The 26,517-nt window shown below is 69.1% G+C and carries 22 protein-coding genes; 18 read left to right on the forward strand and 4 right to left on the reverse strand.

The annotated features are described in order from the left end of the window. The first annotated feature begins 12 nt into the window (after positions 1 to 12). From cphA to H4F90_RS09295, 6 genes are all read left to right on the forward strand, one after another. The gene (gene cphA / locus H4F90_RS09270) at positions 13 to 2,604 is read left to right on the forward strand and encodes a cyanophycin synthetase (RefSeq protein ID WP_182663808.1); all 2,592 of its coding nucleotides are present in this window, start codon (positions 13 to 15) and stop codon (positions 2,602 to 2,604) included. Between the two features lie 32 nt (positions 2,605 to 2,636). Beyond that, positions 2,637 to 3,014, forward strand: coding sequence for a DUF2946 domain-containing protein (locus H4F90_RS09275; protein ID WP_182663810.1), 378 nt, complete (start codon positions 2,637 to 2,639; stop codon positions 3,012 to 3,014). 104 nt (positions 3,015 to 3,118) lie between these two features. Beyond that, the gene (locus H4F90_RS09280) at positions 3,119 to 3,703 is read left to right on the forward strand and encodes a YcnI family copper-binding membrane protein (protein ID WP_182663812.1); all 585 of its coding nucleotides are present in this window, start codon (positions 3,119 to 3,121) and stop codon (positions 3,701 to 3,703) included. A gap of 102 nt (positions 3,704 to 3,805) precedes the next feature. Beyond that, the gene (locus tag H4F90_RS09285) at positions 3,806 to 6,136 is read left to right on the forward strand and encodes a TonB-dependent receptor (protein ID WP_182663815.1); all 2,331 of its coding nucleotides are present in this window, start codon (positions 3,806 to 3,808) and stop codon (positions 6,134 to 6,136) included. A 71-nt stretch (positions 6,137 to 6,207) separates the two neighbouring features. Continuing rightward, the gene (locus H4F90_RS09290; protein ID WP_182663817.1) at positions 6,208 to 8,244 is read left to right on the forward strand and encodes a DUF1631 family protein; all 2,037 of its coding nucleotides are present in this window, start codon (positions 6,208 to 6,210) and stop codon (positions 8,242 to 8,244) included. A 142-nt stretch (positions 8,245 to 8,386) separates the two neighbouring features. Continuing rightward, a complete protein-coding gene (locus H4F90_RS09295; protein ID WP_328700876.1) occupies positions 8,387 to 10,537 on the forward strand; it encodes a patatin-like phospholipase family protein in 2,151 nt (716 codons plus the stop codon). A gap of 10 nt (positions 10,538 to 10,547) precedes the next feature. On the opposite strand, the gene yihA is transcribed toward H4F90_RS09295, so the two are convergent. Beyond that, positions 10,548 to 11,378, reverse strand: a complete 831-nt coding sequence (gene yihA, locus H4F90_RS09300) for a ribosome biogenesis GTP-binding protein YihA/YsxC (protein ID WP_182663821.1) — start codon at positions 11,376 to 11,378, stop codon at positions 10,548 to 10,550. Between the two features lie 115 nt (positions 11,379 to 11,493). Here yihA and H4F90_RS09305 point away from each other — a divergent pair, with 115 nt between their 5' ends. The 5 genes from H4F90_RS09305 to H4F90_RS09325 all read left to right on the forward strand — a co-directional run bounded on the left by H4F90_RS09305 (position 11,494) and on the right by H4F90_RS09325 (position 17,688). Next, the gene (locus H4F90_RS09305) at positions 11,494 to 12,108 is read left to right on the forward strand and encodes a c-type cytochrome (RefSeq protein WP_182663823.1); all 615 of its coding nucleotides are present in this window, start codon (positions 11,494 to 11,496) and stop codon (positions 12,106 to 12,108) included. 275 nt (positions 12,109 to 12,383) lie between these two features. After that, on the forward strand, positions 12,384 to 14,555 hold the full coding sequence (locus H4F90_RS09310) for a cytochrome c biogenesis protein ResB (protein ID WP_182663824.1): 2,172 nt from the start codon (positions 12,384 to 12,386) through the stop codon (positions 14,553 to 14,555). Continuing rightward, positions 14,552 to 15,940 (forward strand): c-type cytochrome biogenesis protein CcsB, encoded by a 1,389-nt coding sequence (ccsB, locus tag H4F90_RS09315; RefSeq protein WP_182663825.1) that lies wholly within the window; start codon positions 14,552 to 14,554, stop codon positions 15,938 to 15,940. Before H4F90_RS09310 ends, ccsB begins: the two co-directional genes overlap by 4 nt. Before the next feature lie 130 nt (positions 15,941 to 16,070). After that, positions 16,071 to 17,066 (forward strand): protein-methionine-sulfoxide reductase catalytic subunit MsrP, encoded by a 996-nt coding sequence (msrP, locus tag H4F90_RS09320; protein ID WP_407926178.1) that lies wholly within the window; start codon positions 16,071 to 16,073, stop codon positions 17,064 to 17,066. Continuing rightward, positions 17,035 to 17,688 carry a protein-methionine-sulfoxide reductase heme-binding subunit MsrQ gene (locus H4F90_RS09325; RefSeq protein ID WP_182663827.1) on the forward strand — a complete coding sequence of 218 codons (654 nt, stop codon included), beginning with the start codon at positions 17,035 to 17,037 and terminating at the stop codon, positions 17,686 to 17,688. Before msrP ends, H4F90_RS09325 begins: the two co-directional genes overlap by 32 nt. A 7-nt stretch (positions 17,689 to 17,695) precedes the next feature. Here H4F90_RS09325 and H4F90_RS09330 read toward each other — a convergent pair whose 3' ends face one another. Continuing rightward, complete coding sequence (locus H4F90_RS09330) at positions 17,696 to 18,163, reverse strand: acyl-CoA thioesterase (protein ID WP_182663878.1); 468 nt, start codon at positions 18,161 to 18,163, stop codon at positions 17,696 to 17,698. A 74-nt stretch (positions 18,164 to 18,237) separates the two neighbouring features. Between H4F90_RS09330 and H4F90_RS09335 the strand changes: the two genes are divergently transcribed. The 7 genes from H4F90_RS09335 (at position 18,238) to H4F90_RS09365 (ending at position 25,497) form a co-directional block, all read left to right on the forward strand. Continuing rightward, positions 18,238 to 20,106 carry an ABCB family ABC transporter ATP-binding protein/permease gene (locus H4F90_RS09335; RefSeq protein ID WP_182663828.1) on the forward strand — a complete coding sequence of 623 codons (1,869 nt, stop codon included), beginning with the start codon at positions 18,238 to 18,240 and terminating at the stop codon, positions 20,104 to 20,106. A gap of 33 nt (positions 20,107 to 20,139) precedes the next feature. Beyond that, positions 20,140 to 20,697: a YaeQ family protein gene (locus H4F90_RS09340; protein WP_182663829.1), complete on the forward strand. Its 558-nt coding sequence runs from the start codon at positions 20,140 to 20,142 to the stop codon at positions 20,695 to 20,697. A gap of 241 nt (positions 20,698 to 20,938) precedes the next feature. Next, on the forward strand, positions 20,939 to 21,817 hold the full coding sequence (locus H4F90_RS09345; RefSeq protein ID WP_182663830.1) for an amino acid ABC transporter substrate-binding protein: 879 nt from the start codon (positions 20,939 to 20,941) through the stop codon (positions 21,815 to 21,817). Between the two features lie 73 nt (positions 21,818 to 21,890). After that, on the forward strand, positions 21,891 to 22,631 hold the full coding sequence (locus H4F90_RS09350) for an amino acid ABC transporter permease (protein ID WP_182663831.1): 741 nt from the start codon (positions 21,891 to 21,893) through the stop codon (positions 22,629 to 22,631). A 1-nt stretch (position 22,632) separates the two neighbouring features. Then, on the forward strand, positions 22,633 to 23,301 hold the full coding sequence (locus H4F90_RS09355; RefSeq protein ID WP_182663832.1) for an amino acid ABC transporter permease: 669 nt from the start codon (positions 22,633 to 22,635) through the stop codon (positions 23,299 to 23,301). 8 nt (positions 23,302 to 23,309) lie between these two features. Further along, positions 23,310 to 24,044, forward strand: a complete 735-nt coding sequence (locus tag H4F90_RS09360; protein ID WP_182663833.1) for an amino acid ABC transporter ATP-binding protein — start codon at positions 23,310 to 23,312, stop codon at positions 24,042 to 24,044. Between the two features lie 97 nt (positions 24,045 to 24,141). Next, positions 24,142 to 25,497, forward strand: a complete 1,356-nt coding sequence (locus H4F90_RS09365) for an oligosaccharide flippase family protein (protein WP_182663834.1) — start codon at positions 24,142 to 24,144, stop codon at positions 25,495 to 25,497. Positions 25,498 to 25,555: 58 nt separating this feature from the next. Here the strand turns inward: H4F90_RS09365 and H4F90_RS09370 are convergent, their stop codons facing one another. Both H4F90_RS09370 and H4F90_RS09375 read right to left on the reverse strand, forming a co-directional pair. Continuing rightward, complete coding sequence (locus H4F90_RS09370; protein WP_268911859.1) at positions 25,556 to 25,885, reverse strand: IS30 family transposase; 330 nt, start codon at positions 25,883 to 25,885, stop codon at positions 25,556 to 25,558. A 431-nt stretch (positions 25,886 to 26,316) separates the two neighbouring features. Next, positions 26,317 to 26,517: integrase core domain-containing protein (locus H4F90_RS09375; protein ID WP_182663839.1), on the reverse strand; the 201-nt coding region annotated here is incomplete at its 5' end.

A 26,517-nucleotide genomic window follows, 5' to 3' on the forward strand; every position in this document is an offset into this window, starting at 1 on the left:
CCCACCCATCCCATGGAAGTCTCCCGCATCCGGGCCCTGCGCGGCCCGAACCTGTGGAGCCGTCAGACGGCGATCGAGGCCGTCGTCCACTGCAGCCCGGACGAGCGCGATCTCGCCGCCCGGCCCGGCCTGGAAACCCGCGTCCGCGCGCTCTACCCCGGCATCGGCCCGCTGCGCCCCCGCGCCGGTCTGGCCGAGGCGGTGCCGCTGGCCCAGGTGCTCGAAGCCGCCGCACTGCAGCTTCAGGCCCAGGCCGGCTGCCCCGTCAGCTTCAGCCGCACGACGGCCACCGTCGAGGCCGGCACCTACCAGGTCGTGGTCGAGTATTCGGAGGAGGCCGTCGGCCGCGCCGCCCTGGCCGAGGCCGAGGCCCTGGTGCAGGCCGCGCTGCAGGCCGAGGGTCGCTTCGACCCCGAGGCGGCGATCGCCCGCCTGCGCGAGCTGGACGAGGACGAGCGCCTGGGCCCGAGCACGGGTGCCATCGTCGACGCCGCCCGTGCGCGGGGCATTCCCGTGCGCCGCCTGACGCGCGGCAGCCTGGTGCAGATGGGCTGGGGGTCCAAGGCCCGCCGCATCCAGGCCGCGGAAGTCGACCAGACCGGCGCGGTGGCCGAGTCCATCGCCCAGGACAAGGATCTGACCAAGTCCCTGCTGCGCGCGGCCGGTGTGCCGGTGCCGCTGGGCCGGCCGGTGGCCGACCGCGAGGATGGCTGGACGGCCGCGCTGGAGATCGGCCTGCCGGTCGTCGTCAAGCCGCAGGACGGCAACCAGGGCAAGGGCGTGACGGTCAACATCCAGACCCGCGCGCACTTCGAGCAGGCCTACGACGCGGCCGCCCAGTACGGCGACGTGATGGTCGAGCGCTTCCTGCCCGGCCATGACTTCCGCCTGCTGGTCGTGGGCGACCAGGTGCTGGCCGCCGCCCGCCGTGACCCGCCGCAGGTCCTGGGCGATGGCGTGCACACGGTGGCCGAGCTGGTCGAGCAGGTCAATGCCGACCCGCGTCGTGGCGAGGGCCATGCCACCTCGCTGACCAAGATCCGCCTCGATGCGATCGCGCTGGCCCGTCTGCAGGTGCAGGGCCTGACGCCTGCCTCGGTGCCCGAGCGCGGCCAGCGCGTCGTGCTGCGCAACAACGCCAACCTCAGCACCGGCGGCAGCGCGACCGACGTGACCGACGATGTCCACCCCGAGGTCGCCGCCCGCGCGGTCGATGCGGCGCAGATGGTCGGGCTCGACATCTGTGGCGTCGACATCGTCTGCGAGACCGTGCTGCGGCCGCTGGAAGAGCAGGGCGGCGGCATCGTCGAGGTCAATGCCGCGCCCGGCCTGCGCATGCACCTCAGCCCCTCCTACGGCAAGCCGCGCCAGCTCGGCCCGGCCATGGTCGAGCTGACGTTCCCGCACGGCGAGGACGGCCGCATTCCGGTCGTCGCCGTCACCGGCACCAATGGCAAGACCACCGTGACCCGCCTGGTGGCCCACCTCTTTGCCAGCGCCGGCCTGCGCGTCGGCATGACGAACACCGACGGCGTCTACGTGAACGGCCGCACCATCGACCGCGGCGACTGCAGCGGCCCGAAGAGCGCACGCAATGTGCTGGCCCATCCCGACGTCGATGCCGCGGTCTTCGAGACCGCCCGGGGCGGCGTGCTGCGCGAGGGCCTGGGCTTCGACCGCTGCCAGGTGGCCGTCGTCACCAACATCGGCAGCGGCGACCACCTCGGCCTGAACTACATCACCACGGTCGAGGACCTGGCCGTCCTCAAGCGCGTGATCGTCCAGAACGTCGCTCCGGGTGGCTGGGGCGTGCTGAACGCGGCCGATCCGAACGTCGCCCTGATGGCCGAGGTCTGCCCCGGCAGCATCATCTTCTTCGCCGCCGACCGGCAGCTGCCGGTGATGGCCCAGCACCGTGCCCAGGGCCGGCGCGTGGTCTATGTCGAGGGCGATGCCATCGTCGCGGCCGAGGGGTCCTGGCGCGAGCGCCTGCTGCTGCGCGAGCTGCCGATCACCCGCAACGGCAGCATTCCCTTCCAGGTCGAAAACGTGATGGCCGCCGTCGCCGCCGGCTGGGGCGCGGGCCTGAGCTGGGATGCGATCCGCCGCGGCCTGGCCAGCTTCGTCAACGACGCCGACAACGCCCCCGGCCGCTTCAACCTGATGGAGATCGGCGGGGCCACCGTGATTGCCGACTACGGCCACAACCCCGATGCGATGCGCGCCCTGGTGGCCGCCGTCGAGGCCCTGCCGAAGACGCCCGGCCAGCGACGCAGCGTGGTGATCAGCGGCGCGGGCGACCGCCGCGACCAGGACATCCGCGAGCAGACCGAGATCCTCGGCGGCGCCTTCGACACCGTCGTGCTCTACCAGGATGCCTGCCAGCGCGGCCGCGCCGACGGCGAGGTGCTGGGCCTGCTGCGCGAGGGCCTGCGCGGTGCCGCCCGCACCCGCGAGGTGCTGGAGATCCATGGCGAGTTCGTGGCCATCGACGCCGCGCTGGCGGCCCTGCAGCCGGGCGACCTCTGCCTGGTGCTGATCGACCAGGTGGACGCGGCCCTGAACCACCTGCGCCTGCGCGCGGGCCTGGCCGTCACCGTCTGAGCAGGCGCCCTCGCGCCGCCATAATCCGCGGCGTGAAACATGAAGCCAGTCTGAAGCGATGGGTGGCAGCCGGCCTTGCGGCCGTGCTGCTGCTGGTCAGCTGCGCTTCGCTGCTGGGGCAGTGGCTGCGGCCGGCCGATGCCGCGCCCTGGACCCAGGTCTGCTCGGCCCTGACGCCGTTGGCAGGCCTGTCGGGCGGGCCGAGCCAGCCCGAAGGCGTGCCCTCGCATGCCCACTGTCCCTGGTGCCATCTGGGGCACAGCCTGGCGGGCTTTCCGCCGGCGCCGCGTCTCCTGGTTGCGGCGTTGCCGCGGCTGGCCCTGGCGCCGCCGCGCTTCCTGCAGGCGGCCCGCACCGCGCCGGTCTGGCGCAGCCCACAACCGCGCGGCCCGCCGGCCCTCCTCGTCTGACGCTCGAAAGAGGCCGGGTCGCCAGGACCCGGTGAGTTGTCCCCGGTCGGGGCCGCGCCAGTCGCGGGGCCCGGCGGGGGCACTGCGCCCACGAGGTTTCCCCCATGCTGCAAGCTTCTTTCCGGGCCCGGCGCGCGCTGCGTCCGGCCCTCGGGCTGCTGGCCGTGCTGGCCGCCGTCCAGGCCCCGCCCGTGCGGGCCCATGTCACCCTGGCCGAACCCGAAGCCCTCGCCGGCAGCGGCTACCGCGCCGTGTTCAAGGTCGGCCACGGCTGCGAGGGCTCGGCCATCCGCGAGCTGATCGTCCACGTGCCCGAGGGGGTGCGGGGTGCCAAGCCCATGCCCAAGCCGGGCTGGACGCTGACCGTGGAGAAGGAACCGCTCGCCGAGCCCTACAGCTGGCACGGCCGCACCGTCCGCGAAGACGTGCGCCGCATCCGCTGGAGCGGCGGGCCCCTCGATGACGCGCACTACGACGAGTTCGTGGCGGTCGTCCGCCTGCCCGAGGTCCCGGGTCGCCTGTACTGGCGGGTGACCCAGCGCTGCCTGCTTGGCGAGATCGACTGGGCCGAGGTGCCGGCGCCCGGCCAGGACCGCCGGGCGCTGAAGGCCCCGGCCGCCTGGCTGGACCTGCGCCCGGCCCCGGCATCCGCCCCGGCCGCTGCGTCCGCGACCGTCCACGCCCACTGAGCTGCCGCACGTGCCGCAGGCCGCAGCGGCCTGTGCCCCGTGCCGCCACATGTTGTTTGCGGCCGGCCGGGCCCTGCCCGAGCCGGCGCCGAAGGAATTGCCATGTCCCTTGCCCACCGCGTCCCGTCGCCCGCCCGACCCGTCCTGCGCCCGCTGGCGCGCACCCTGCTGGGCCTCGGCCTGGCCAGCTTGGCCACCGGCCCCGCCTGGGCCGAGGCCCAGGCCCAGGCCTCCGCCGGCGAAACCCAGCTCGAGCGCGTCCGCGTGACGGCCGACCGCCCGACCAGCCTGCCCATCGAGATCCCGACGACCACGGAAGGCGTCAGCCGTGACCTCATCGAGCAGCGCATCAATGCCACCGACTCGTCGGATGCCCTGAAGTACCTGCCGAGCCTGACCGTGCGCAAGCGCAACATCGGCGACTACGACCATGCCGTGCTGGCCTCGCGGGCCTCGGGCACCGGCAACAGTGCGCGTTCCCTGGTCTATGCCGACGGCATCCTGCTGTCGAACCTGCTGGGCAACGGCGCCGAGTTCACGCCGCGCTGGGGCCTGGTCACGCCCGAGGAGATCGAGCGCGTCGACGTGCTCTACGGCCCCTTCTCGGCGGCCTATCCCGGCAACTCGGCCGGCGCGATCGTCGACTACGTGACGCGCATGCCCGAGCGTTTCGAGGCCCATGCGAAGCTCAAGGGCTTCTTCCAGGACTACAAGCTCTACGGCACGAATGAGCGCTACCGCGGCGGCCAGGGCAGCCTGTCGCTCGGCGACCGGGCCGGCAGGTTCTCGTGGTGGCTGGCGCTGGACCGCCTGGACAACGAGGGCCAGCCGCTGGTCATCGCACGCGGCCTGGTGCCGTCCGCCACCAGCGGCGCCGGCACGCCGGTCCGCGGGGGCGTGCCCGACCGCGACCACTTCGGCCGTCCGGTCATCAACTACGGCACGACCACCCAGACCGAGACCCGCCAGGACCATGCCAAGCTCAAGCTGGCCTACGACCTGACGCCGACCCTGCGCGCCAGCTACAGCCTGGCCTGGTGGCAGAACGAGGCCGAGCGCCATGCCGACAGCTTCCTGCGCAATGCGGCCGGCCAGCCGGTGTTCAGCGGGACGGTCAACATCGACGGCCGCAGCTATGCGCTCGGCAACACCACCTTCAGCGAGAGCCGCGGTCGCTTCGAACACCTTGCGCATGGCTTCTCGCTCAAGAGCCACACCCGCGGCACCTGGGACTGGGAGGCCACCGCCAGCCTCTACGACTACGCGACCGACAAGGTGTCCAGCAGCACCACCGCCCTGCCTGCGGCCCTGCAGGGCGGGGCGGGGCGCCTGGTCGATCAGGGCGGCACCGGCTGGATGACGCTGGCGGCCAAGGGCATCTGGCGGCCCGAGGGTCTGCAGGGGCCGCATCTCGTCGAGTTCGGCCTGCAGCGCGACACCTTCCGACTGCGTCGCCGCGAGTTCACGACCAGCGACTGGACCCGCGATGCCGCCGCCACGGCCAGCGCCCGCTTCGAGGGCGAGACCGAGCTGACCAGCCTCTGGGCCCAGGACACCTGGCGTTTCGCGCCGGGCTGGCGCACCGTGCTCGGCGGCCGCTTCGAGAACTGGCAGGCCCGGGACGGGCTGCGCCAGGCAGGCAGCACCACGGTGCGCTATGGCGAGCGGGACGAGAACAGCTTCTCGCCGAAGGCCGCCATCGCCTGGACCTACAGCGAGGACTGGACCTTCAAGGCCTCGGTCGGCCGCGCCGTGCGCAACCCGACCGTCAACGAGCTCTTCCAGGGCGGGGTTAACACGAGCACCGGTCTGCCCACCAACAACGACCCCAATCTGAAGCCCGAAAAGTCGGTTACCACCGAGCTGAGCGCCGAGCGCCTGCTCGACCATGGCCTGCTGCGCGCCACCCTGTTTGCCGAGCGCAGCCGCGACGCGCTGTACAGCCAGGTCAACGCCAGCGGCGTGAACACGGTGCAGAACGTCGGCCGCATCGACACCGTCGGCGTCGAGCTGGCCGCCCAGGCCCGCCGCGTGCTTGTGCCCGGCCTGGACCTGCTGGGTTCGCTGACCTACGCCGATTCGGAAATCAAGGAGAACGAGGCCTTCCCGGCCAGCGTCGGCAAGCGCCAGCCGCGCGTGCCCGATTGGCGGGCCAGCCTGCTGGCCAGCTATGCCTTCACCGAAAGGCTGCAGGGCAGCTTCGGGGCGCGATTCAGCGGCAAGCAGTTCGGCCAGCTCGACAACAGTGATACCAACGGTTTCAGCTACCAGGGCTTCTCGCGCTACTTCGTGACCGATGTCCGCGTTCAATACCGCATCGATCGTCAGTGGCGTGCGAGCTTTGGCATCGACAATCTCAACAACGAAAAGTACTGGGCCTTCCACCCCTATCCGCAGCGCACCTTCCACGCCGAGCTCCGCTTCGACCTGTGACGGAACGGGGCGGCGCTTCCCACGTGAGGCAATAATCGAGCAGCCAGAGGCTGACGGGCCTGGCTTTTCACATGACTGCCGAAGCTCCCGACTGCTCGAACAACTTGCACCTGATCGTGCTGCCCGCCCTGCCGGGCTGGATAGAGTCGCTGAGCCGCGGCGTGATCCAGACGCTTCCCCGCCTTGCGCAGGACGGAGTTCCGGTGGCCACTTGCGTCGAGCTGGAGGCCGTGGTCCGTCGTCATGAGGCGCTCTGGGCGGCCGAGGCCGCTCGAGCTCTGCTTGAATGGCCCGAGCGCCCGATGCGTTACCTGCCTCGACCTGCCCTGCGGCTGCTGCACGATGAGGCCGAAGTCGAGATCTCTGCTGCGCTCATGCGGCTGGCCGAGGCCATCGAGCACCAGCAGGGGACCAGACTCAAACGCCTTCGTCATCTGCTCGCCGGGCCGCACAGCGGCAGAGATCCAAGCTGGGATCCAGTGCAGCCTGAGGGTTTGCTTGGGGTCCTGTGGCGCTCGAGCGCTGTGCTGGACCTGCCAGCGGGGTCGCGCTATGCGCTGCTGCAAGCGGCCGCGGGTTCGCTGATCGAGCTTGTCGGGACGGCTCTTGCTTTTCTGGAGCGAGAGTTGTCGTCCACGCTGTCAACCGATCCCAATATGCCCTGGCCGCAGGCAGCAGCAGACCGACTGCGATGGGCCCTGCCCGGCGGAGCCCCACCTTCCGGCGTGCCTCTGCACCGGGCGGGTACCCTCGACAGCCTGCGTCTGCGCATCCAGCCTCAGGGCGAGGTCGTGGGACCCGTCATTGCGCGATCCCTCCGGGAACTTGACCAGATGCTTCGTCGCGTTGTCGACGTGCCGGATCGTTCCTTCGGACCTCAGGACGCGGGTCGAGTTTCCAACCGGGTGCTGGCCCGTCTGCCCGAGATTCACGCCTTCGCTCGTCACGAGACCGATCGCCAGATCGTCGAGATGATCGCCCGGCTCTTCGAGGTGATCTGCAACGATGCCCAGTTGCCGCTGCCCGTGCGTCATTCAATCGAGCAATTGCAGCTGCCGGTGCTGCGTATCGCCCTAGCTGAGCCACGTCTGCTCGACAGCGATCGCCATCCGGCCTGGTTGCTGATCGACTGTATTGGGCGGCACACGATCGGATTCACGCTTGCCGACGACCCGCGCCTGCATCGGGCGGTCGAGGGCATTGATCATGTCTGTACTCGGCTGGCGGCCCATGAGCGTGCCGATGCCCGAGCTTTCCAGGCAGCCCTGGACGCACTGACGCGTATCTTTCGCGCCGAGCTGGCCCTGGAACTCGAAAGCCGGTGCGCCGATCGACAGCGACTGCGCCGAGAGCAGAAACTGGAGCGCATCCAGGCCCGGCAGCGCCGCCGCACCTTGGCTCGTTTGATCGAAGTCCAGCAGACCGAGGGAGTACGGGTTGATCCTTTGCTGCGCAACTTTCTGTTCGCTGCGCTGCCGCGTGCCATCGCGCAGCTGACCCTTGACGAAACCGAACAAAGTTTGCGCTTGCATGCGCTACAGGCGGCCCTCGACCCATTGATCGACCGCATCAAGGGCGCATCCACCGCCAAGAAGGCCGATCAGTTGCAGCGGGACCTCCCGATCCTGCTCGAGGTGCTGCGACAGGGCTGTGTCGAAGCCGGCGTGTCAGAGTCGCAGCGCGAAGCTGTATTCGAGAGCATCCGGCGGTCTCCGCCGCGTCTGGAGGGGCTGGCAGCGGAGCCTGCTGACCCTCCCCCGGGTGGAGCCTCCGTCGATCCGCCCCTGGCCTCATTCTTCGACCTCGGTCACCCGCTGGATGAGCCCCATCCCAAGGCTGCAAGTCGTGCCCCGCGTGGTTGGCTGCAAACGCTCCAGCCAGGAGACTGGTGTCGCCTGCCGGTTGAAGGCCGCTGGCGTGTCATGCGCTTGGTCGAGGCGGGGGACGCAGGCGAGCCCTGGCTGTTCAGCGAGGCCTTGCTGGACCGCTGCCATGCCTTCACTCGGCGGGCCCTGGACCGCATGATCCGCGCCGGACTGGCCGGACCCTACGAGCGTCGCAGCCTGCTCGAGCGTGCGGTGGATGGACTGCTTGACGAGTCCGACTAGCCGATTGCGGGCCTGCGTCGCCGTCCTGGCTGGGCTCCTGACAACCCAGCACAGTCTGCATGGGCGTGCAGCGTCCGCCGCCCCGGCTGTCGCGGCAGAGCCGGTTGCCTGGGTTGCGACGTCCCGTCCCGCGCGCCCGCGCGTGGCCCTGGTGCTCTCCGGCGGCGGCGCACGCGGCCTGGCCCACATCGGCGTGCTGAAGGTGCTGGAGCGGGCCCGGGTGCCGGTCGATCTGATCGTCGGCACCTCGATGGGCGCGATCATCGGCGGGCTCTACGCCAGTGGCATGGAGGCCTCGGTCATCGAGGCCGAGATCCGCCGCCTCGACTGGGAGGGCCTGTTCGCCAGCCGGGTCGCACGGCCGGAGCTGCCGATGCGCCAGAAGGAGGACGACTTCGCCGTGACCCCGGCGCTGGAGGTCGGCCTGCGCGACGGCGAGTTCCGGGTGCCGCTGGGCACCGTCTCGACCCGCGGCCTGGAATCCCTGCTGCGCCGCTACACCCTGCCCGTGGCCGAGCTGCGTGATTTCGACCGCCTGCCGATTGCCTTCCGCGCAGTGGCCACCGACATGGAGACCGGCCGCCCCGAGATCCTGGCCCATGGCGACCTGGCCCTGGCGATGCGGTCGAGCATGAGCGTGCCGGGGGTGTTCGCGCCGACCGAGGTGGCCGGCCGGCTGCTGGGCGATGGCGGCCTGGTCGACAACCTGCCGGTGGCCGTGGCCCGCAGCCTGGGGGCCGAGCGGATCATCGCCGTCAACATCGGCACCCCGTTGCAGCCGCGCGAGTCGCTCGACACCCTGCTCGGGGTGACGGCGCAGATGATCAACATCCTCACCGAGCAGAACGTGCAGCGCAGCCTGGCGCTGCTGGATCCACGGCGCGACCTGCTGATCGCCCCCGATCTGGGGCGGCTGACGGCCGCGGATTTCCAGGAGGCGCGGGCCTTCGTCGCCCTCGGCGAGGAGCAGGCCGCGCAGCAATTCGACGCGCTGCGCCCGCTGGCCCTGCCCGAGGCCGATTACGCCGCCTGGCGCCAGGCCCGGGGCGATCGCGATCTGCCGCGCACTGCGCTGGCCCGGGTCGGTTTCAGCGGCTCCGAGCAGACCCGGCCCGAGCGCTATGCCGGACTGCTGGAAAGCCAGGCCGGCCAGGGCTTTGACGTGGCGGCCGCCGAGCGCGATGTGCGCCGCCTGGCGGCGGCTGGCGACTACACCCGGGTGGACTACCAGCTGCTGCGCGGCGCCGATGGCGACAGCCTGATCTTCACCGTCGAGGAGAAGGCCTGGGGCCCGGACTACTTCCGCGTCGGCCTGGACTTCCGCACCGATTTCAGCGGCCGCGGTGGCTTCAACGTGAAGCTGCTGCACCATCGCCCCTGGCTGGACGAGGCCGGCCTGAGCTGGCGCAATCTCGTGCAGATCGGCACCCAGCCGGCCTGGTCCAGCGAGTTGTTGCGCCCCCTGGGCGAGCAGAGTTCGCCGCTGAGCGGCTGGTTTGCCGCCCTGGGCGGCGAGCTCGGCCGGGAGGAGGTGCTGACCTACGACGGCCCGGAAGGCGAAGAGACCGGCCGCATCCGCCGCACCCGCAGCCGCCTGGGGCTGGACCTCGGTCAGCCGCTCGGCAGCCTGGGCGAGCTCCGGCTGGGGGCCTACAGCGAGCGCTGGCGCGACCGCGTCGTCGTCGCCAGCGATGCCTTCGACGGCCTGCGCGGCGGCATCACCCGGCGCGAGCAGGGCCTGAGGCTGCGCCTGGCCTTCGACCGGCTGGATTTCGCGAGCTTCCCGCAAGCCGGCTGGCGGGCCCGCGTCGAGCTGGCCGGCGGCCGCCTGGAAGACCAGGCCCGCACCGACCGCAGCCAGCCCTTCACCCGTGTCGAGGCCGAGGCCACCCAGGCCTGGACGCTGGACAACCGCCATGTGCTGGCCCTGTCGGGACGCCTGCTCGCCAGCGGCCACGGGCGCAACAGCGGCCAGGGACTGGATGCGCTGGGCGGTTTCCAGCAACTCTCGGGCTACAAGCCGAGGCAGATCGATGGCAACCAGATCCTCTTCGGCCGGGCGGTCTACTACGCGCGCCTGAGCCCGCCGGCGCTGACGCGCGGCCTGTTTGCCGGCGCCTCGGCCGAACTGGGCAACGCCTGGCGCGAGCGCGGCGACATTCGCCTCGGCGAGCTGCGCAGCGGCTTCTCGATCTTCCTGGGCGCCGACACCGGCTTGGGGCCGCTCTACCTCGGGCTGGTGCATGCGCCGCGCGGCGACACCGGCCTGGTGCTGCAGCTCGGCGCGCCCTGAGCGCGGCCGCTCAGGGCTGCGGCACGGCGGGGTCGGTGGGCGGCAGGGGGGGCGTTGCGGGGTCGGCTGCGTCGGTCGGTGCGGCGTCCGCGCGGGCGGTCCCAGCCTCCGCGGCAAGCTCCGCGGCGGGGGCCACGGCCGCCGTCCAGCGGGCCCGGCAATCGTCCGCCCATTCGCGCAGGCTTGCGGCGAGGTCGTCCACACCGATGCGTTTCAGCGCGGAGAACAGCAGCAGGCCGACGTCCGCATCCTCGGTCACATGGTCGGCCAGGGCCTCCTGGGCCGCGGCCAGCGCGCGGGTGGATTCGGCGCGGTTGAGCTTGTCCGTCTTGGTCAGCACGACCATCAGCTTGACCTCGCCGACTGCGATGCGTGGCCGCACGAAGTCCAGCAGGCGCTGGTCGAGGTCGGTCAGGCCCAGGCGCGGATCGACCAGCAGCACCACCCCGGCCAGGTTGCGACGCTGCGCCAGGTAGTCGGCCATCACCTGCTGCCAGCGCAGCTTGGCCTGGCGCTCGACGGCCGCGTAGCCGTAGCCGGGCAGGTCGGCGAACAGGGCCTCGGGCGCGTCCTTGGGGCCGACCGAAAACAGGTTGATGTGCTGGGTGCGGCCGGGCGTCTTCGATGCGAAGGCCAGGCGGCGCTGCTGGGCCAGGGTGTTGATCGCCGTGGACTTCCCCGCGTTGCTGCGGCCCACGAAGGCAATCTCCGGCAGCAGGCTGGTCGGCAGCTGGTCCAGGCGGGCCGCGGTGGTCAGAAATCGCGCGGTGTGCGTCCACGCCAGGGCCGTGCGAAGGCCGTTCGCCGGGGGGGATGCAACAGGTGTCAGGGGCTCGGTCATCCGGCATTGTAAAATCGAGTGTTTTCCCGAGTCGCTCCCATCATGGCCCATGGTGGGGCGGGGCGGCTCGGTGTCGCGGTTTCCCCGTTCTTCCTGTCCACTCCAGCCTCCACCCATGAAGTCCGTCCTGACCCTGCTGCTGGCGGCCGCCCTGGCTGCGCCCGCCCTTGCCGAGACCCCCCAGGCGCCGGTCAAGGCCGACCTGAAGAAGGGCGAGGCCATCGCCCAGACCTGCGTGGCCTGCCACGCCGCCGACGGGGGACGCGGCGCCCCCGCCTATCCCATCCTGCAGGGCCAGCACCCGGAATACCTGGTGCGCCAGCTCCAGGGCTTCAAGTCGGGCCAGCGTGCCAATGCCGTCATGCAGGGCTTTGCCTCGGCCCTGAGCGACGAGGACATGCGCAATGTCGCGGCCTTCTACGCCAGCAAGTCGGCCAAGCCCGGCGCGGCCAAGAAGAAGGGCACCGTGGCCCTGGGCGAGTCCATCTACCGCGGTGGCCTCCCGGCCAAGTCGGTCCCGGCCTGCGCGGGCTGCCACAGCCCGAGCGGCGCCGGCATCCCCTCGGTCTATCCGCGTCTGGCGGGTCAGCATGGCGACTACACCGGCGCCCAGCTGCTGGCCTTCCGCGAGGGCGTCCGCAAGAACAACGCGCAGATGAGCGCCATCGCCAAGCGGATGAACGACGGCGAGATCCAGGCCGTCGCCGACTACATCGCCGGTCTGCAGTGAAGCCGGGCCGGGCCCGGCCCGGCGGCTCACTGTTGGATGCGCCCCTTCGACCCGGTGCCGCCGCTGTGCGTCACCGGGTCGATCCGTCTGAGCCGAACCCCGCCGTGGCGGGGCCGGTGGCGCGCATCCCGAGGTCTCAGATGGGCTTAAGCCGTCGCTGATACGCTGCACGGCTTTCACTGAACTTTCCCCGCGGTGCGGGCTCTGCCACCGACCCCGCGGACCGTGTCGTCCCGGGGCGGATCTCGCCGCCCGCCGTCCTCCGTCCCCGAGCCATGTCCGCCAGCACCACCGGCCTGACCCTGAACTCCCGCTCGCGCCCGCTGCGCGAGGCGGTCGAGGTGCTGTCCTCGATGCGCTTCGCGATCGCGTTGCTCACGGTGATCTGCATCGCGTCGGTGATCGGCACCGTGGTCACGCAGCGGGAGCCGAGCGCGAACTATGTGAACCAGTTCGGGCCCTTCTGGGCGGCGCTGTTCGAGCGCATCGGGCTCTACAACGTCTACAGCGCCTGGTGGTTCCTGCTGATCCTGGCCTTCCTGGTGATCTCCACCAGCCTGTGCATCGCCCGCAATGCGCCGAAGATCCTGGTCGACCTGCGCAGCTTCAAGGAGCAGGTTCGCGCCAACGCCCTGAAGGCCTTCCCGCATCGCGGCGAGGGCGAACTGGCCGAGACCCGCGAGGCCGCCCTGCAGCGGGTGACCGGTCTGCTCGGTGGCCGTGGCTGGCGCTACAAGCTCGACCTGCGCGAAGCCCGGCCCGGCCAGCCCGGGGGCGTGATGGTCGCGGCCCGCCAGGGGGCGGTCAACAAGCTTGGCTACCTGGCTGCGCATGGCGCCATCGTGCTGATCTGCATCGGCGGCCTGTTCGACGGCGACCTGATCGTGCAGGCCCAGATGGCCCTGGGCGGCAAGCAGGCCTACCGCGGGGATGGCGCGCTCAGCACGGTGCCGCCCGAGCATGTGCTCAGCCCCTCGAACCCGACCTACCGCGGTTCGCTGTTCGTCGGCGAGGGCCAGCGCTCCGGTGTGGCCGTGCTGAACCTGGCGGATGGCATCGTGCTGCAGCCGCTGCCCTTCGAGATCGAGCTGAAGAAGTTCGTCGTCGACTACTACGAGACCGGCATGCCCAAGCTGTTCTCGAGCCAGGTGCTGATCCGCGACCGCGAGACCGGCGAGGTGCGCGAGGAAACGATCCGCGTGAACCACCCGGCCGAGAGCCACGGCATCGCGATCTACCAGTCCAGCTTCGAGGACGGGGGCTCGCGCCTGAAGTTCAAGGCCTGGCCCCTGAAGGGCGGTCCGGCCTTCGAGGTCGAGGGCGCGGTCGGCGGCCGCACCCAGCTCAGCGAGTCCGGCTCCGGCGAGAAGCTCGGTCTGGAGTTCACCGGCCTGCGGACGATCAATGTCGAGAACGTCGCCCGCCCCGGGGCGGGCGAGGGCACTGCGGTCGATGTGCGCAAGGTGGATCTGGTCGACAGCGTGCAGCGCCACCTCGGTTCCGGCGCGCAGGCGCCGACCGAGCGCACGCTGCGCAACATCGGGCCGTCCTTCAGCTACAAGCTGCGCGACGCGGCCGGTCAGGCTCGCGAGTTCAACAACTACATGCTGCCGGTCGAACTCGATGGCCAGCGCGTCTTCCTGGCCGGGATGCGCGACAACCCGAACGAGAGCTTCCGCTACCTGCGCATCCCGGTGGATGCCGAGGGCAGCGTCGGAGACTGGATGCGCTTGCAGAACGCGCTGCGCGATCCCGCACGTCGACAGGCCGCGGCCGCGCGCTATGTGGAACGGGCCACGCCCGATGAGCGTCCGGAGATGCGCGAGGCCCTGCGCGCCTCGGCCCTGCGCACGCTGGGCATCTTTGCGGGGGCCGAGCGCATCGACCCGCCGGGCAGCACCGCACCGGCCGGGCCGCCGCCCGCCGGGCTGATGGCGATTTCCGCCTTTCTCGAGCGCAACGTGCCGGAGACCGAGCGGGAGCGCACCTCGGAAGTGCTGCTGCGCATCCTCAACGGCAGCCTGCTCGAGCTGCTGCAGCAGGCCCGCGAGGCTGACGGCCTGAAGCCGCTCGCGCTGGACGAGACGCTGCAGGGCTTCATGAGCCAGTCGCTGATCGCCCTGTCCGACGTGGCCTTCTTCCCGGCGCCGCTGCTGCTGACGCTGCAGAACTTCGAGCAGGTGCAGGCCAGCGTCTTCCAGGTCACCCGGGCGCCGGGCAAGACCCTGGTCTACCTGGGTTGCGCCTTGCTGATCCTCGGCGTGTTCGCGATGCTCTACATCCGCGAGCGCCGGCTCTGGGTCTGGCTGGAGGATGCCGGCGAAGGCCGCACCCGCCTCGCGACGGCCCTGTCTTCGACCCGCCAGACCCTGGACACCGACCGAGAATTCGAACAGCTGCGCACCGCCCTGCTGGCGGGCCCGCGCACCGAGGAGCGCCCTGCATGAACACGACGACGATGCGTCTCGAATCGCCTGGCCTGCTGGCCCGGCGCACGCCCTACGACTGGGTCTTTGCCCTGCTGATCGTGCTCGGGGCCGCTTACGCCTGGCAGCGCTACGGCGCCAGCATGGACGGCTACGAGCGCGGCATCCTGCTGGGCGCCGTGCCGTCGGCGATCGCGCTGGGCTGGTTCTGGGGGCCGCTGCGCACGCTGATGCTCGGCGTCGGAGCGGCCAGCCTGCTGGGGATCGGTCTGTACGCCCAGGTCGGCGACGGTTTCGGGGCCGACCTCGATGCCGGCCAGAACAAGCTGCTGCTGAAGTACTTCCTGGCCAGCCAGAGCGCGATCCTGTGGATGGGCGTGCTGTTCTGGCTCAGCACCCTGTTCTATTGGATCGGCCTGCTTGGCCGCGGCCGCGCGCAGACCGCCGAGCGACTGGGCAGCGTCTTCGCCTGGGGAGGCGTGGCCATGGCCCTGATCGGCACGATGGTGCGCTGGTACGAAAGCCACCAGATCGCACCCGATGTCGGCCACATCCCGGTGAGCAACCTCTACGAGGTCTTCGTGCTGTTCGCCTGGCTGACCGCCGCCTTCCATCTGTACTTCGAGTCGCTCTACCTGCAGCGCGCGCGCGAAGGGGGCACGGTGCACGGCGAGTCTTCGGTGCGCTCGCTCGGCGCCTTCGTCATGCTGATCGTCAGTGCGGCGGTCGGTTTCCTGCTCTGGTACACGGTCAGCCGCGAGGCCCAGCAGATCCAGCCCCTGGTGCCGGCCCTGCAGAGCTGGTGGATGAAGGTGCATGTGCCGGCCAACTTCGTCGGCTACGGCACCTTCGCGCTGTCGGCCATGGTGGCCTGGGCCTACCTGCTCAAGAGCGCGTCGCCCGCCTCGCTGCGCACGGCCTTCGTCTACGTCCCCATCGGCCTGACGCTGGTGCTGCTGGGCTTCCAGCAGCTCGGCGGCGTGTCGCCGCAGGTCGAGACGGCGCTGGGCAAGAGCCTGCGCATGGTGGTGGGGGTCGGCCTGTTCTGTGGCCTCACGCTGGCCCTGCGCGGGCTGATCGTGGCCAAGCTGCCCAGCCTCGAGCTGCTCGACGACGTGATGTACAAGGCCATCGCCGTCGGCTTTGCCTTCTTCACCATCGCCACCGTGCTCGGTGCGCTGTGGGCGGCCGAGGCCTGGGGCGGCTACTGGTCCTGGGACCCGAAGGAAACCTGGGCCCTGATCGTCTGGCTGAACTACGCCGCCTGGCTGCACATGCGCCTGATGAAGGGCCTGCGCGGCACGGTGGCCGCGTGGTGGGCCCTGGTCGGCCTGGTCATCACGACCTTCGCCTTCCTCGGTGTGAACATGTTCCTCAGCGGCCTGCACAGCTACGGCGAGCTGTGAGCCCGGCGGTGGCCCGGCGGAGCGGGCCACAAGCCCGCACGCCGGCCGGCCGCCGCAGCGGGCTGTAAGGTGGCAGGACGGGAAGCGACCCATGGCCATCCCGTCCCAGCCTGCCAGGAGCCTCGCCATGATGTCCCCGCGTGAACGCCGCAACGGCTTCAACCACCCCACGGCCTGCGACATCACGCCGCGCGCGATCTTCGAGCAGCGCCGCAGCCTGCTGCAGGCCCTGGCCGCAGGCGGTGCCGGGACCGTGCTGGCCGGCTGGGCCGCCCGCGATGCGCGGGCCCAGATGGCTCCGCCCGGCAAGTTGCCGGCCCTCAAGGCCGTCCGCAGCACGCTGGCTGGCGCCCAAGGGGCGGACAAGCCCACGCCCCATGAGCTGGTCACCAGCTACAACAACTTCTACGAGTTCGGCACCGACAAGGCCGACCCGGCCCGCCGCGCCCACACCCTGAAGACCGAGCCCTGGACGGTGTCCATCGAGGGCGAGCTGCGCAAGCCCCTGAAGCTCGACCTGGATGCGCTCCTCAAGCTCGCGCCGATGGAGGAACGCATCTACCGCATGCGCTGCGTCGAGGGCTGGTCCATGGTCATCCCCTGGATCGGCTGGTCGCTGGCCGAGCTGATCCGCAAGGTCGAGCCCACCGGCAATGCGAAGTTCGTCGAGTTCACCACCCTGGCCGATCCGGCACAGATGCCCGGCCTGCGATCGCGCGTGCTGGACTGGCCGTATGTCGAAGGTCTGCGGCTCGACGAGGCCATGCACCCGCTGACGATGATGGCCTTCGGCCTCTACGGCGAAGTGCTGCCCAAGCAGAACGGCGCGCCGCTGCGCCTGGTCGTGCCGTGGAAGTACGGTTTCAAGAGCGGCAAGTCCATCGTCCGCATCCGCTTCACCGAGAAGCAGCCGGCCACCTCCTGGAACCTGGCGGCTGCGCAGGAGTACGGCTTCTATTCGAACGTTAACCCCAAGGTCGACCACCCGCGCTGGAGCCAGGCCACCGAGCGGCGCATCGGCGAGGATGGCCTGCTGCAACGCCGCCGGCCGACGCTGATGTTCAACGGTTACGAAGCCCAGGTGGGCCAGCTGTATGCCGGCATGGACCTCGCCAAGTTCTACTGAGCCGCGCCGGCCCCGCCGGCCGCTGCTGCTGCATCCCCTGGCCCAGCCCCTGCTGGTGCTGCTGGGCTTGCTGCCGCTGGCCGAGCTGATCTGGCGGATTGCTGCGGACGCCCTGGGCGCCAACCCGGCCGAGGCCCTGATCCGCCAGACCGGCGACTGGACGCTGCGCATGCTCTGCCTGACCCTGGCCGTCACCCCGCTGCGCGAGGCCCTGGGCCTGCCGGCCCTGGCCCGATTCCGCCGCACCCTGGGCCTGTTCGTCTACTTCTACGCGCTGCTGCACCTCAGTGCCTATGCCTGGCTGGACATGGGCCTGGATCCGGCGGCCGTGGGCCAGGACATCCTGAAGCGGCCCTTCATCCTGGTCGGCTTCCTGGCCCTGCTGCTGCTGACGCCGCTGGCGGCCACGTCCTTCAATGGCGCGATCCGGCGCCTGGGCGCGCTGCGCTGGAAACGTCTGCACCGGGCGGTCCATGCCATCGCCGGCCTGGCCCTGCTGCATTTCTTCTGGATGCGGGCGGGCAAGCAGGATTTCGCCGAGGTGGCTGTCTATGCCGCCGTGATCGCGCTGCTGCTGGGCTGGCGCCTGCGCGGCCTGCCGGCGCGCAGGCGCAGCGCCTGAGCCGGGCTCAGACGGTGCCGGGTGGCAGTGGGATGTCGGCCGGCAGGGGCCGGGGAATCGGCCGCCGCTGACCGTCGCGGTCGATGGCCACGTAGGTGAGCTGGGCCTCGGTGACCTTCACGACGAAAGGGTCGGAGGGATTGCGTTCGGCATAGACCTCGACATCGACCGTCACCGAGCTGGTGCCGACCCGCACCACGCTTGCATAGAGGCTCAGCAGGTCGCCGACCGACACGGCGTGGCGGAAGACGAATTCCTTGACCGCGATGGTCGCGATCCGTCCCCGTGCGAGCCGGGCCGAGAGCACGGCCCCGGCCAGGTCGACCTGCGACATGATCCATCCGCCGAAGATGTCGCCGTTGCCATTGGCATCGGCCGGCATCGGCAGCACGCGCAGCACCGGGGTCTGGTCCAGCGGCAGGGCGCTCAGCTCGGTGACGGGCTTGGGGCGCTTGGCGGACGGGTCTTCGATCATGGTGTTCGGGGGCATGGAAAACGGTGGCAGACCAGCAGCGACACTGCGCGCCCGGCTTCCCTTGATTGTCGAGCATGCGTGCCCATGAACATCCCGCGCCCCCGGTGGCGACCCCAGGCAGCCTGGCGGCCGCACACCCGCCGCGTTCCGACTGGCGCACCCTCGGCCGCCTGCTGCCCTACTTCTGGCAGTACCGTGTCCGCGTCGGTCTGGCGCTGGCTTGCCTGATCGCTGCGAAGGCCGCCAACGTCGGCGTGCCGCTGCTGCTCAAGCAGCTGATCGACAGCCTGTCGATGCCGGCCGGCGATCCGCGGGCCGTGCTGGCCGTGCCGCTGGGCCTGCTGCTGGCCTATGGCGGGCTGCGGCTGTCGACCTCGCTGTTCACCGAGCTGCGCGACCTGGTCTTCGCCAAGGCCAGCGAGGGCGCGGCCCGCTCGATCGCGCTGCAGGTCTTCGAGCACCTGCATGCGCTGAGCCTGCGCTTCCACCTGGAGCGCCAGACGGGTGGCATGACCCGCGACATCGAGCGCGGCACCCGCGCCGTGCAGTCCCTGGTCAGCTACTCGCTCTACAGCATCGTGCCGACGCTGGTCGAGGTCGGCCTGGTGCTGGCGATTCTGGGGACGCAGTTCGATGCCGGCTTCGTGCTGATCACCCTGGCGGCGCTCGTCGCCTACATCGTCTTCACCGTGCTCGTGACCGAGTGGCGGACGAAGTACCGCCGCAAGCTCAATGAGCTGGATTCGAGCGCGCACACCCAGGCCATCGATTCGCTGCTGAACTACGAGACGGTCAAGGTCTTCAGCAACGAGGCCCACGAGGCTCGCCGCTACGAGGCCAGCCTGGAGGATCTGCGGCGCGCACGGCTGCGCTCGCAGTCGACCCTGTCGATCCTGAACACGGGGCAGCAGCTGCTGATCGCCGCGGCGCTGATCGCCATGCTGTGGCGGGCGACCGAGGGCGTGGTCTCGGGCCGGCTCAGCCTGGGCGACCTGGTGATGATCAATGCCTTCATGATCCAGCTCTACATCCCGCTGAACTTCCTCGGCGTGATCTACCGCGAGATCAAGCAGGCGCTGACCGACCTCGACAAGATGTTCCTGCTGCTCGAACGCGAGCGCGAGATCCGCGACGCGCCCGACGCCGTCGAGCTGAGCCGCGCCCCCGGCAGCCCGCCGCCGGCCCTGCGTTTCGAGGACGTGCACTTTGCCTACGAGCCGGCCCGCCCGGGCGCACCGGGCCGGCCCGTGCTGCAAGGCTTGAGTTTCGAGATTCCGGCGGGCCACACGGTGGCGGTGGTCGGCTCCTCGGGGGCTGGCAAGAGCACGCTGGCGCGGCTGCTCTATCGCTTCTACGACGTGCAGGCCGGCCGCATCACCCTGGATGGCAGCGACCTGCGCCAGCTCACCCAGGCCAGCCTGCGCCGGGCCATCGGCATCGTGCCGCAGGACACCGTGCTCTTCAACGACACCGTGGCCTACAACATCGCCTACGGCCGGCCGGGCGCGCCGCAGGCCGAGGTCGAGGCGGCGGCCCGTGCGGCACACATCCACGACTTCATCGTCGGCACGCCGGCCGGCTATGCGACCCGCGTCGGCGAGCGCGGTCTCAAGCTCAGCGGCGGCGAGAAGCAGCGCGTGGCCATCGCCCGCATGCTGCTGAAGGACCCGCCGATCGTGATCTTCGACGAGGCCACCTCGGCCCTGGACTCGGCCAACGAACGCGCGATCCAGGCCGAGCTGCGCGCGGCGGCCCGGGGCAAGACGGCGCTGGTCATCGCCCACCGCCTGTCGACCGTGGTCGAGGCCGATCAGATCCTGGTGCTGGAGGCCGGCCGCATCGTCGAGCGCGGCCGCCATGCCGAGCTGCTCGCACACGGTGGCGTCTACGCGCGCATGTGGGCCCTGCAGGCCCAGGGCGGTGAGGCCGCTGTGCGAGACTGATTCGCTTCGCCCCGCGCGTGCCCGAGTCTTCCCATGGCCCTCAAGTCCACCATCTTCAAGGCCGAGCTGCAGATTGCCGACATGGATCGCGGCGTCTATGCCAGCCCGCAGCTCACCCTGGCCCAGCACCCGTCCGAGAACGAGGAGCGGCTGATGGTGCGCCTGCTGGCCTATGCGCTGAACACCCGGGGCGAGGCCGACCAGCCGCCGCTGGCCTTCGCCCGCGGCATGACCGAGATGGACGAGCCCGACCTCTGGCGCAAGACCTACGCCGACGAGATCGAGCTGTGGATCGATGTCGGCCTGCCCGACGAGAAGTGGATCCGCAAGGCCAGCCACCGCAGCCGCGAGACCCTGGTCTATGCCTGGGGCGGCAAGACGCCGATCTGGTGGGCCCAGCACAAGGGCACGCTGAGCCGCCTGCCGGGGCTGCAGGTCTGGGAGCTGCCCGCCGAGCAGGTGGCTGCCCTGGCCGGCCTGGTGGCGCGCAGCATGCGGCTGCAGTGCACCGTGCAGGACGGCCAGATCTGGCTGGGCAACGGCGAGCAGACGGTCGAGATCCTGCCGCACCGCCTGCATCCCGCACCCTGAGGCCTGCGCGCGGGCCAGGCCCCGTGCGGGGCCGCCGATGGCATGGAGCTTGCGCTCGGCCCCCGGGGATCCGTCGCCTCGCGGCAGCCGGCAAGCTGGCCGTTTCGCTGCAGCCGTCCTGGGGAATCCCCGGGGGGGAAGCACGTGATCCCCACAATTTCAGTGCGGGATGGCTGGGTTAGATTGGGCTGAGGCATGCCGATCGAATCTCCGGCGTCCCCACCCTTTCAGGGGTCCTCCCATGAAGCACACCCTCTTGGCCCTTGCCCTGGCCGGTCTCGCCTTCGGCGCCCAGGCCGACACCCTCACGAAGATCAAGGACAGCGGCAGCGTCACCATGGGCGTGCGGGAATCCTCCGGCGCGCTCAGCTACACCCTCGGTGACGGCAAGTACGTCGAGCTCTGCGAGCGCGTGCTGAAGACGATCCAGAAGCAACTGGGCCTGAGCTCGCTGACCACCAAATACCAGCCGGTGACCTCGCAGAACCGCATCCCGCTGGTTCAGAACGGCACCGTCGACATCGAGTGCGGCTCGACCACCAACAACGCGACCCGCCAGAAGGATGTGGCTTTCGCCGTCACCACCTTCGTGGAAGAGGTGCGCATCGCGGTCAAGGCCAACAGCGGCATCACCAGCATCGGCCAGCTCAATGGCAAGAAGGTCGCGACGACCACCGGCACCACCTCGGTGCAGACGCTGCGCAAGAACGAGCGTGCGACCGGCGTGAATTTCGACGAGGTCTACGGCAAGGACCACGCCGACAGCTTCCTGCTGCTCGAATCCGGTCGCGCCGATGCCTTCGTGATGGATGGCGCCATCCTGGCCGGCAACATCGCCAAGGCCAAGAATCCTGCGGACTTCAAGATCGTCGGCGAGGTGCTGAGCGTCGAACCGATCGCGATCATGATGCGCAAGGATGACCCGGCCTTCAAGAAGGCCGTCGACGACAGCCTGAGCGCGCTGATGAAGAGCGGCGAGATCGCCAAGATCTGGGACAAGTGGTTCATGCAGCCGATCCCGCCGGCCAACACCAAGGTCGGCATGCCGCCCAATGACAACACCAAGGCGGCCTGGGCGGCGCCGAACGACAAGCCGATGGAAGCCTACGCGGCCAAGTGAGTGAAGCGGGCCGGGCCGCGGGGCAAGCCGCCGCCGGCCCGCCCGAAGGAACAGCGCAGACGAGGAGGCGCCGGTGGGCAACTGGGATTGGCAGGTGTTCTGCAAGGACACCATCGACGGCGAGGTGCGGCCGTCCTGCTTCGGCGAGGGCGGGGACATCACCTACCTCGACTGGATGCTCTCGGCCTGGGGCTGGACGCTGTCCGTGGCCCTGCTGGCCCTGGTCGTCGCGCTGGCCGTCGGCTCGCTGATGGGCATCCTGCGCACGGTGCCCGACAAGCGCCTGGCCTTCCTCGGCAACGCCTGGACCGAGCTCTTCCGCAACATCCCCCTGCTGGTCCAGATCTTCCTCTGGTACCACGTGATCCCCGGACTTGTCCCGGTGCTCAAGGGCGTGCCGAGCTTCGTGCTCGTCGTGCTGGGCCTGGGCTTCTTCACCTCGGCGCGGATCGCCGAGCAGGTCAAGGCCGGCATCCAGGCCTTGCCCAAGGGCCAGCGCTACGCCGGTCTGGCGATGGGCCTGACCCTGCCGCAGACCTACCGCTTCGTGCTGCTGCCGATGGCCTTCCGCATCGTCATCCCGCCCTTGACCAGCGAGAGCATGAACATCATCAAGAACAGCTCGGTGGCCTTCGCGGTCAGCATCGCCGAGCTGACCATGTTCGCGATGCAGGCCCAGGAGGAGACCTCGCGCGGCATCGAGGTCTACCTGGCGGTGAGCGCGCTGTACTTCATCTCGGCCTTCGCGATCAACCGCTTCATGCTGGTCGTCGAGGACCGGGTCCGCGTGCCCGGCATGGTCGGAGGCAAGTGAGATGCTGAACCTCGACTACAGCTTCCTCGACTGGGGTGTCGTCAGCGGCTTCATCCTGAAGGGCCTGGCCTTCTCGGTGCAGCTCACCCTGATCGCCATGGTCTGCGGCATCGCCCTGGGCACGGTGCTGGCGCTGATGCGGCTGTCCGGCAAGCCCTGGCTGGTCATCCCCGCCTCAATCTATGTGAACACCCTGAGGTCCATCCCGCTGGTGATGGTCATCCTCTGGTTCTTCTTGCTCATCCCGCTGCTGATCGGCCGGCCCATGGGGGCCGAGCTCTCGGCCCTCATCACCTTCACGATCTTCGAGGCGGCCTACTACTCCGAGATCATGCGGGCGGGCATCCAGAGCGTGCCCCGCGGCCAGGTGCAGGCCGGCTACGCGGTGGGCATGAGCTATGCACAGACCATGCAGCTCGTCGTGTTGCCCCAGGCCTTCCGCAACATGCTGCCGGTGCTGCTGACGCAGACCATCATCCTGTTCCAGGACACCTCGCTGGTCTATGCCATCGGCGCCTACGACCTGCTCAAGGGCTTCGAGGTGGCCGGCAAGAACTTCAACCGGCCGGTCGAGACCTACCTGCTCGCCGCACTCGTCTACTTCATCATCTGCTTCAGCCTCTCGATGCTCGTGCGTCGCCTGCAGCAGAAGATTCAGATCATCCGCTGAGGCCTTCCATGATCGAGATCCAGAACGTCAGCAAGTGGTACGGCAGCTTCCAGGTGCTGACCGATTGCACGACCACCATCCAGAAAGGCGAGGTCGTCGTCGTATGCGGACCCTCGGGCTCGGGCAAGAGCACGCTGATCAAGACGGTGAATGCGCTCGAGCCCTTCCAGAAGGGCGACATCGTCGTCAACGGCACCAGCATCGCCGACCCCAAGACCGACCTGCCCAAGCTGCGCAGCCGCGTCGGCATGGTCTTCCAGCACTTCGAGCTCTTCCCGCACCTGAGCGTGACGGAGAACCTCACCCTGGCCCAGATCAAGGTCCTGGGCCGCGGCAAGGATGACGCCCTGGCCCGGGGCCTGAAGATGCTCGACCGCGTCGGCCTGATCAAGCACAAGGACAAGTTCCCCGGCCAGCTCTCCGGCGGTCAACAGCAGCGCGTGGCCATCGCCCGCGCACTGTCGATGGATCCCATGGTCATGCTCTTCGACGAGCCGACCTCGGCCCTGGACCCGGAGATGGTCGGCGAAGTGCTCGACGTGATGATCCAGCTCGCGAACGAGGGCATGACCATGATGTGCGTGACCCATGAGATGGGCTTCGCGCGCAAGGTCAGTCATCGCGTGATCTTCATGGACGCCGGCAAGATCATCGAGGACTGCAAGAAGGAAAGCTTCTTCGGCGAGCCCGAGGCCCGCTCCCCGCGGGCCAAGGAATTTCTTTCGAAGATCTTGCAGCACTGAGCTCGGCATGCGGGCTGTGCACGCAGGTCGTGCACAGCCCGCCGGGTACCATGCAGCGCGGGCAACGACTACCTCGTGTCCTTTCCTGACTTCCTGCATGAATTCCAGTCTAGCCAGCCGACTTAAGCGATCGGGCTTATGGGTCCTCTTGGGCCTTGGCCTGTCCCAAGCCCTTCGGTTCTCCAGCAATCTGATTCTCACTCGGTTGCTGATGCCTGAACACTTCGGATTGATGGCGGTCGCCACAGTCGCGATGGTGGTAATCGGTTTAATCCTGGATGTCGGAATCCGGCAGGCCTTGATTCGCAGTCCGCGTGCCGAGGATCCCGCTTTCCTGTCCACGGCCTTCACGCTACAGATTCTTCGCGCATTGGTGATCGGAGTGATCGGTTCATCGGTGGCTCTCGGCCTGCTGGCTTTGGGACGAACCGATCTATTTCCTCCGGGGTCTGTCTACCGCAGCGAGCTCCTGCCCGGCATGGTGGCATTAATGGCGTGGTCCATGCTGCCAGCAGGGTGCAACAGTCCTAATCTCGAAATGGCTGACCGTAGGCTGCAGATCCGCCAATCGACCTTGATTGAGCTGACCGCCCAGTTCTCGGGTTTGCTAAGTACAGCGCTGATCGCGTGGTCGACCCGATCACCGTGGTCACTCGTTGCGGGCCCCTGGATCAGTGCTTCCGTCACCGCGATATTGTCCCACCTGATCTTGCCCGGTCCCAAGGTCCGATTTGGATGGGATCCGGTCGCAGCCCGCGAGATCCTCGGCAACACACGATGGATCCTCGCAGCCACGGCGCTCAGCATGCTGGCAATGAATTTCGACCGACTCTTCTTGGGCGGAGCCATCGATGCGACGCTACTGGGCTGTTATGCGATTGCGCTGTCGCTGTACAACGTGGTCGAAATGATCATTCAACGCTTGACCGGGCGGATCTCCTTTCCTGCCTTCAGTGAGATCCAGCGTGAACGCCCCCAGGATCTGCGTCGGGGCCTGGATCGCATCCAACTGCCGGTAGACATCGGCCTTGGCCTGATTGCCGGGGTGTTTTTTCACGCGGCCGTTCCTCTTGTCGACCTGTTCTACGATGATCGCTACGCTGCAGCAGGGCCAATGTTCTCTACGCTGGCAATCGGACTCATAGGGGTGCGATTAAATGTTACCAGCGGTGCGTTCATGGCCCGTGGGCGGTTCGACTTGCTTACACATGTTCAGGCTCTCAACTGCGTAACTTTGTTGCTGGGGCTTCCGCAGGCTTTTTCTTGGGGTGGGCTCCCAGCTGCGCTCTGGGCTCTGGCCTTGCATCGCTTGCCAAGTACCTTTTTGGTGATGGCTTACGCCCGAGGGTTAGGTATTGGGAGAGGGCTGCGCGAATGGGCTGTGGTGCCAGCCCTCGCCGCGGGGTATCTGATCGGGCTGGTATGTTGTGCCCTCGTGCCAGTAATCGGATGACGGGTCGCCTTCAACGGGCTTGGCCCGTGGTTTGGGTCTATGATCTGATAGGGTGGTTTCAACTCTGAAGTGCAGCACCCGGCGGGTATTGCTTGACTCTTGCAGCGAGTGCGTTTTGGACCAGCTCGGTATAAACCTCCCGAGGGGTTCGATAGTCCAACACCGCGCGCGGGCGGTCGTTGATCATCGCCTCGATGTAGGCGAGCTTTTGCGGCGTGACGGCCGACAGGTCCATGCCTTTGGGCAGGAACTGGCGCAGCAGCCCGTTGATGTTCTCGTTAGACGCGCGCTGCCAAGGGCTGCGCGGGTCGCAGAAGTAGATCGGCATGCCGGTGGCCGCGGTCAGCTCCTCGTGACGGGCCATCTGCGAGCCACGGTCGTAGGGCAGGCTGCTGGCGCAGTTCGGGGATCACGCCGGCGAAGCGGCGGCTGAAGCCTTCTAGCGCGTGTTGGGCGGTGCAGCCGTTCATCTGGGTCAGCAGGACGAAACGGCTGGTGCGCTCGATGGCGGTGCCGATGGCGCTGGCGTTGCGCGCACCCTTCACAAAGTCGCCCTCCCAGTGGCCGGGCACGCGGCGGTCGTCGGCCTCGGGCGGGCGATCGGTAGGCGATGTTGGTCTTGCGCGAGGTGCCGCGCGCTCGCGGCATGCGCCTGGTGTGCGCCTGGCGAAGCGCCTCGACCATCTGTGTGCGCAGTTCCCCGCGCGGCAGCATGTGCACGCCGCTGTCCATGGTCTCGTGGCTGGCACGTTGGTTCGGGTCGTCGGGATGCATGCGCTTGAGTCTGCCGGCGATCTGCTGGGGCCGTAAGCTCCCCCGTCAAGTAGACAGTCCAGAAGTAGAGACTTCCTGGTTGAACACCCTGGGTTTGAACACCGCCGGCGGCACGTTGCCCAGGGAGTCGTGCGGCCGGTATTCGTTGTAGTCGGTCAGCCAGTCGTCGGCAGCGGTCTGCACCTCGCTGACGGCGTTGAATAGCCAGGCATCGAGCACCTCCTGGCGGAAGCTGCGGTTGAAGCG

The organism is Aquariibacter albus, assembly GCF_014145335.1.
GTDB classification, from domain to species: domain Bacteria; phylum Pseudomonadota; class Gammaproteobacteria; order Burkholderiales; family Burkholderiaceae_C; genus Aquariibacter; species Aquariibacter albus.

Coding starts and splice junctions, on each gene's coding strand:
- cphA (WP_182663808.1), top strand. CDS start 13: ATGGAAGTCTCCCGCATCCGGGCCCTGCGCGGCCCGAACCTGTGGAGC.
- H4F90_RS09280 (WP_182663812.1), top strand. CDS start 3,119: ATGCTGCAAGCTTCTTTCCGGGCCCGGCGCGCGCTGCGTCCGGCCCTC.
- H4F90_RS09285 (WP_182663815.1), top strand. CDS start 3,806: ATGTCCCTTGCCCACCGCGTCCCGTCGCCCGCCCGACCCGTCCTGCGC.
- H4F90_RS09290 (WP_182663817.1), top strand. CDS start 6,208: ATGACTGCCGAAGCTCCCGACTGCTCGAACAACTTGCACCTGATCGTG.
- yihA (WP_182663821.1), bottom strand. CDS start 11,378: ATGACCGAGCCCCTGACACCTGTTGCATCCCCCCCGGCGAACGGCCTT.
- H4F90_RS09305 (WP_182663823.1), top strand. CDS start 11,494: ATGAAGTCCGTCCTGACCCTGCTGCTGGCGGCCGCCCTGGCTGCGCCC.
- H4F90_RS09310 (WP_182663824.1), top strand. CDS start 12,384: ATGTCCGCCAGCACCACCGGCCTGACCCTGAACTCCCGCTCGCGCCCG.
- ccsB (WP_182663825.1), top strand. CDS start 14,552: ATGAACACGACGACGATGCGTCTCGAATCGCCTGGCCTGCTGGCCCGG.
- msrP (WP_407926178.1), top strand. CDS start 16,071: ATGTCCCCGCGTGAACGCCGCAACGGCTTCAACCACCCCACGGCCTGC.
- H4F90_RS09325 (WP_182663827.1), top strand. CDS start 17,035: ATGCCGGCATGGACCTCGCCAAGTTCTACTGAGCCGCGCCGGCCCCGC.
- H4F90_RS09330 (WP_182663878.1), bottom strand. CDS start 18,163: ATGATCGAAGACCCGTCCGCCAAGCGCCCCAAGCCCGTCACCGAGCTG.
- H4F90_RS09335 (WP_182663828.1), top strand. CDS start 18,238: ATGCGTGCCCATGAACATCCCGCGCCCCCGGTGGCGACCCCAGGCAGC.
- H4F90_RS09340 (WP_182663829.1), top strand. CDS start 20,140: ATGGCCCTCAAGTCCACCATCTTCAAGGCCGAGCTGCAGATTGCCGAC.
- H4F90_RS09345 (WP_182663830.1), top strand. CDS start 20,939: ATGAAGCACACCCTCTTGGCCCTTGCCCTGGCCGGTCTCGCCTTCGGC.
- H4F90_RS09355 (WP_182663832.1), top strand. CDS start 22,633: ATGCTGAACCTCGACTACAGCTTCCTCGACTGGGGTGTCGTCAGCGGC.
- H4F90_RS09360 (WP_182663833.1), top strand. CDS start 23,310: ATGATCGAGATCCAGAACGTCAGCAAGTGGTACGGCAGCTTCCAGGTG.
- H4F90_RS09365 (WP_182663834.1), top strand. CDS start 24,142: ATGAATTCCAGTCTAGCCAGCCGACTTAAGCGATCGGGCTTATGGGTC.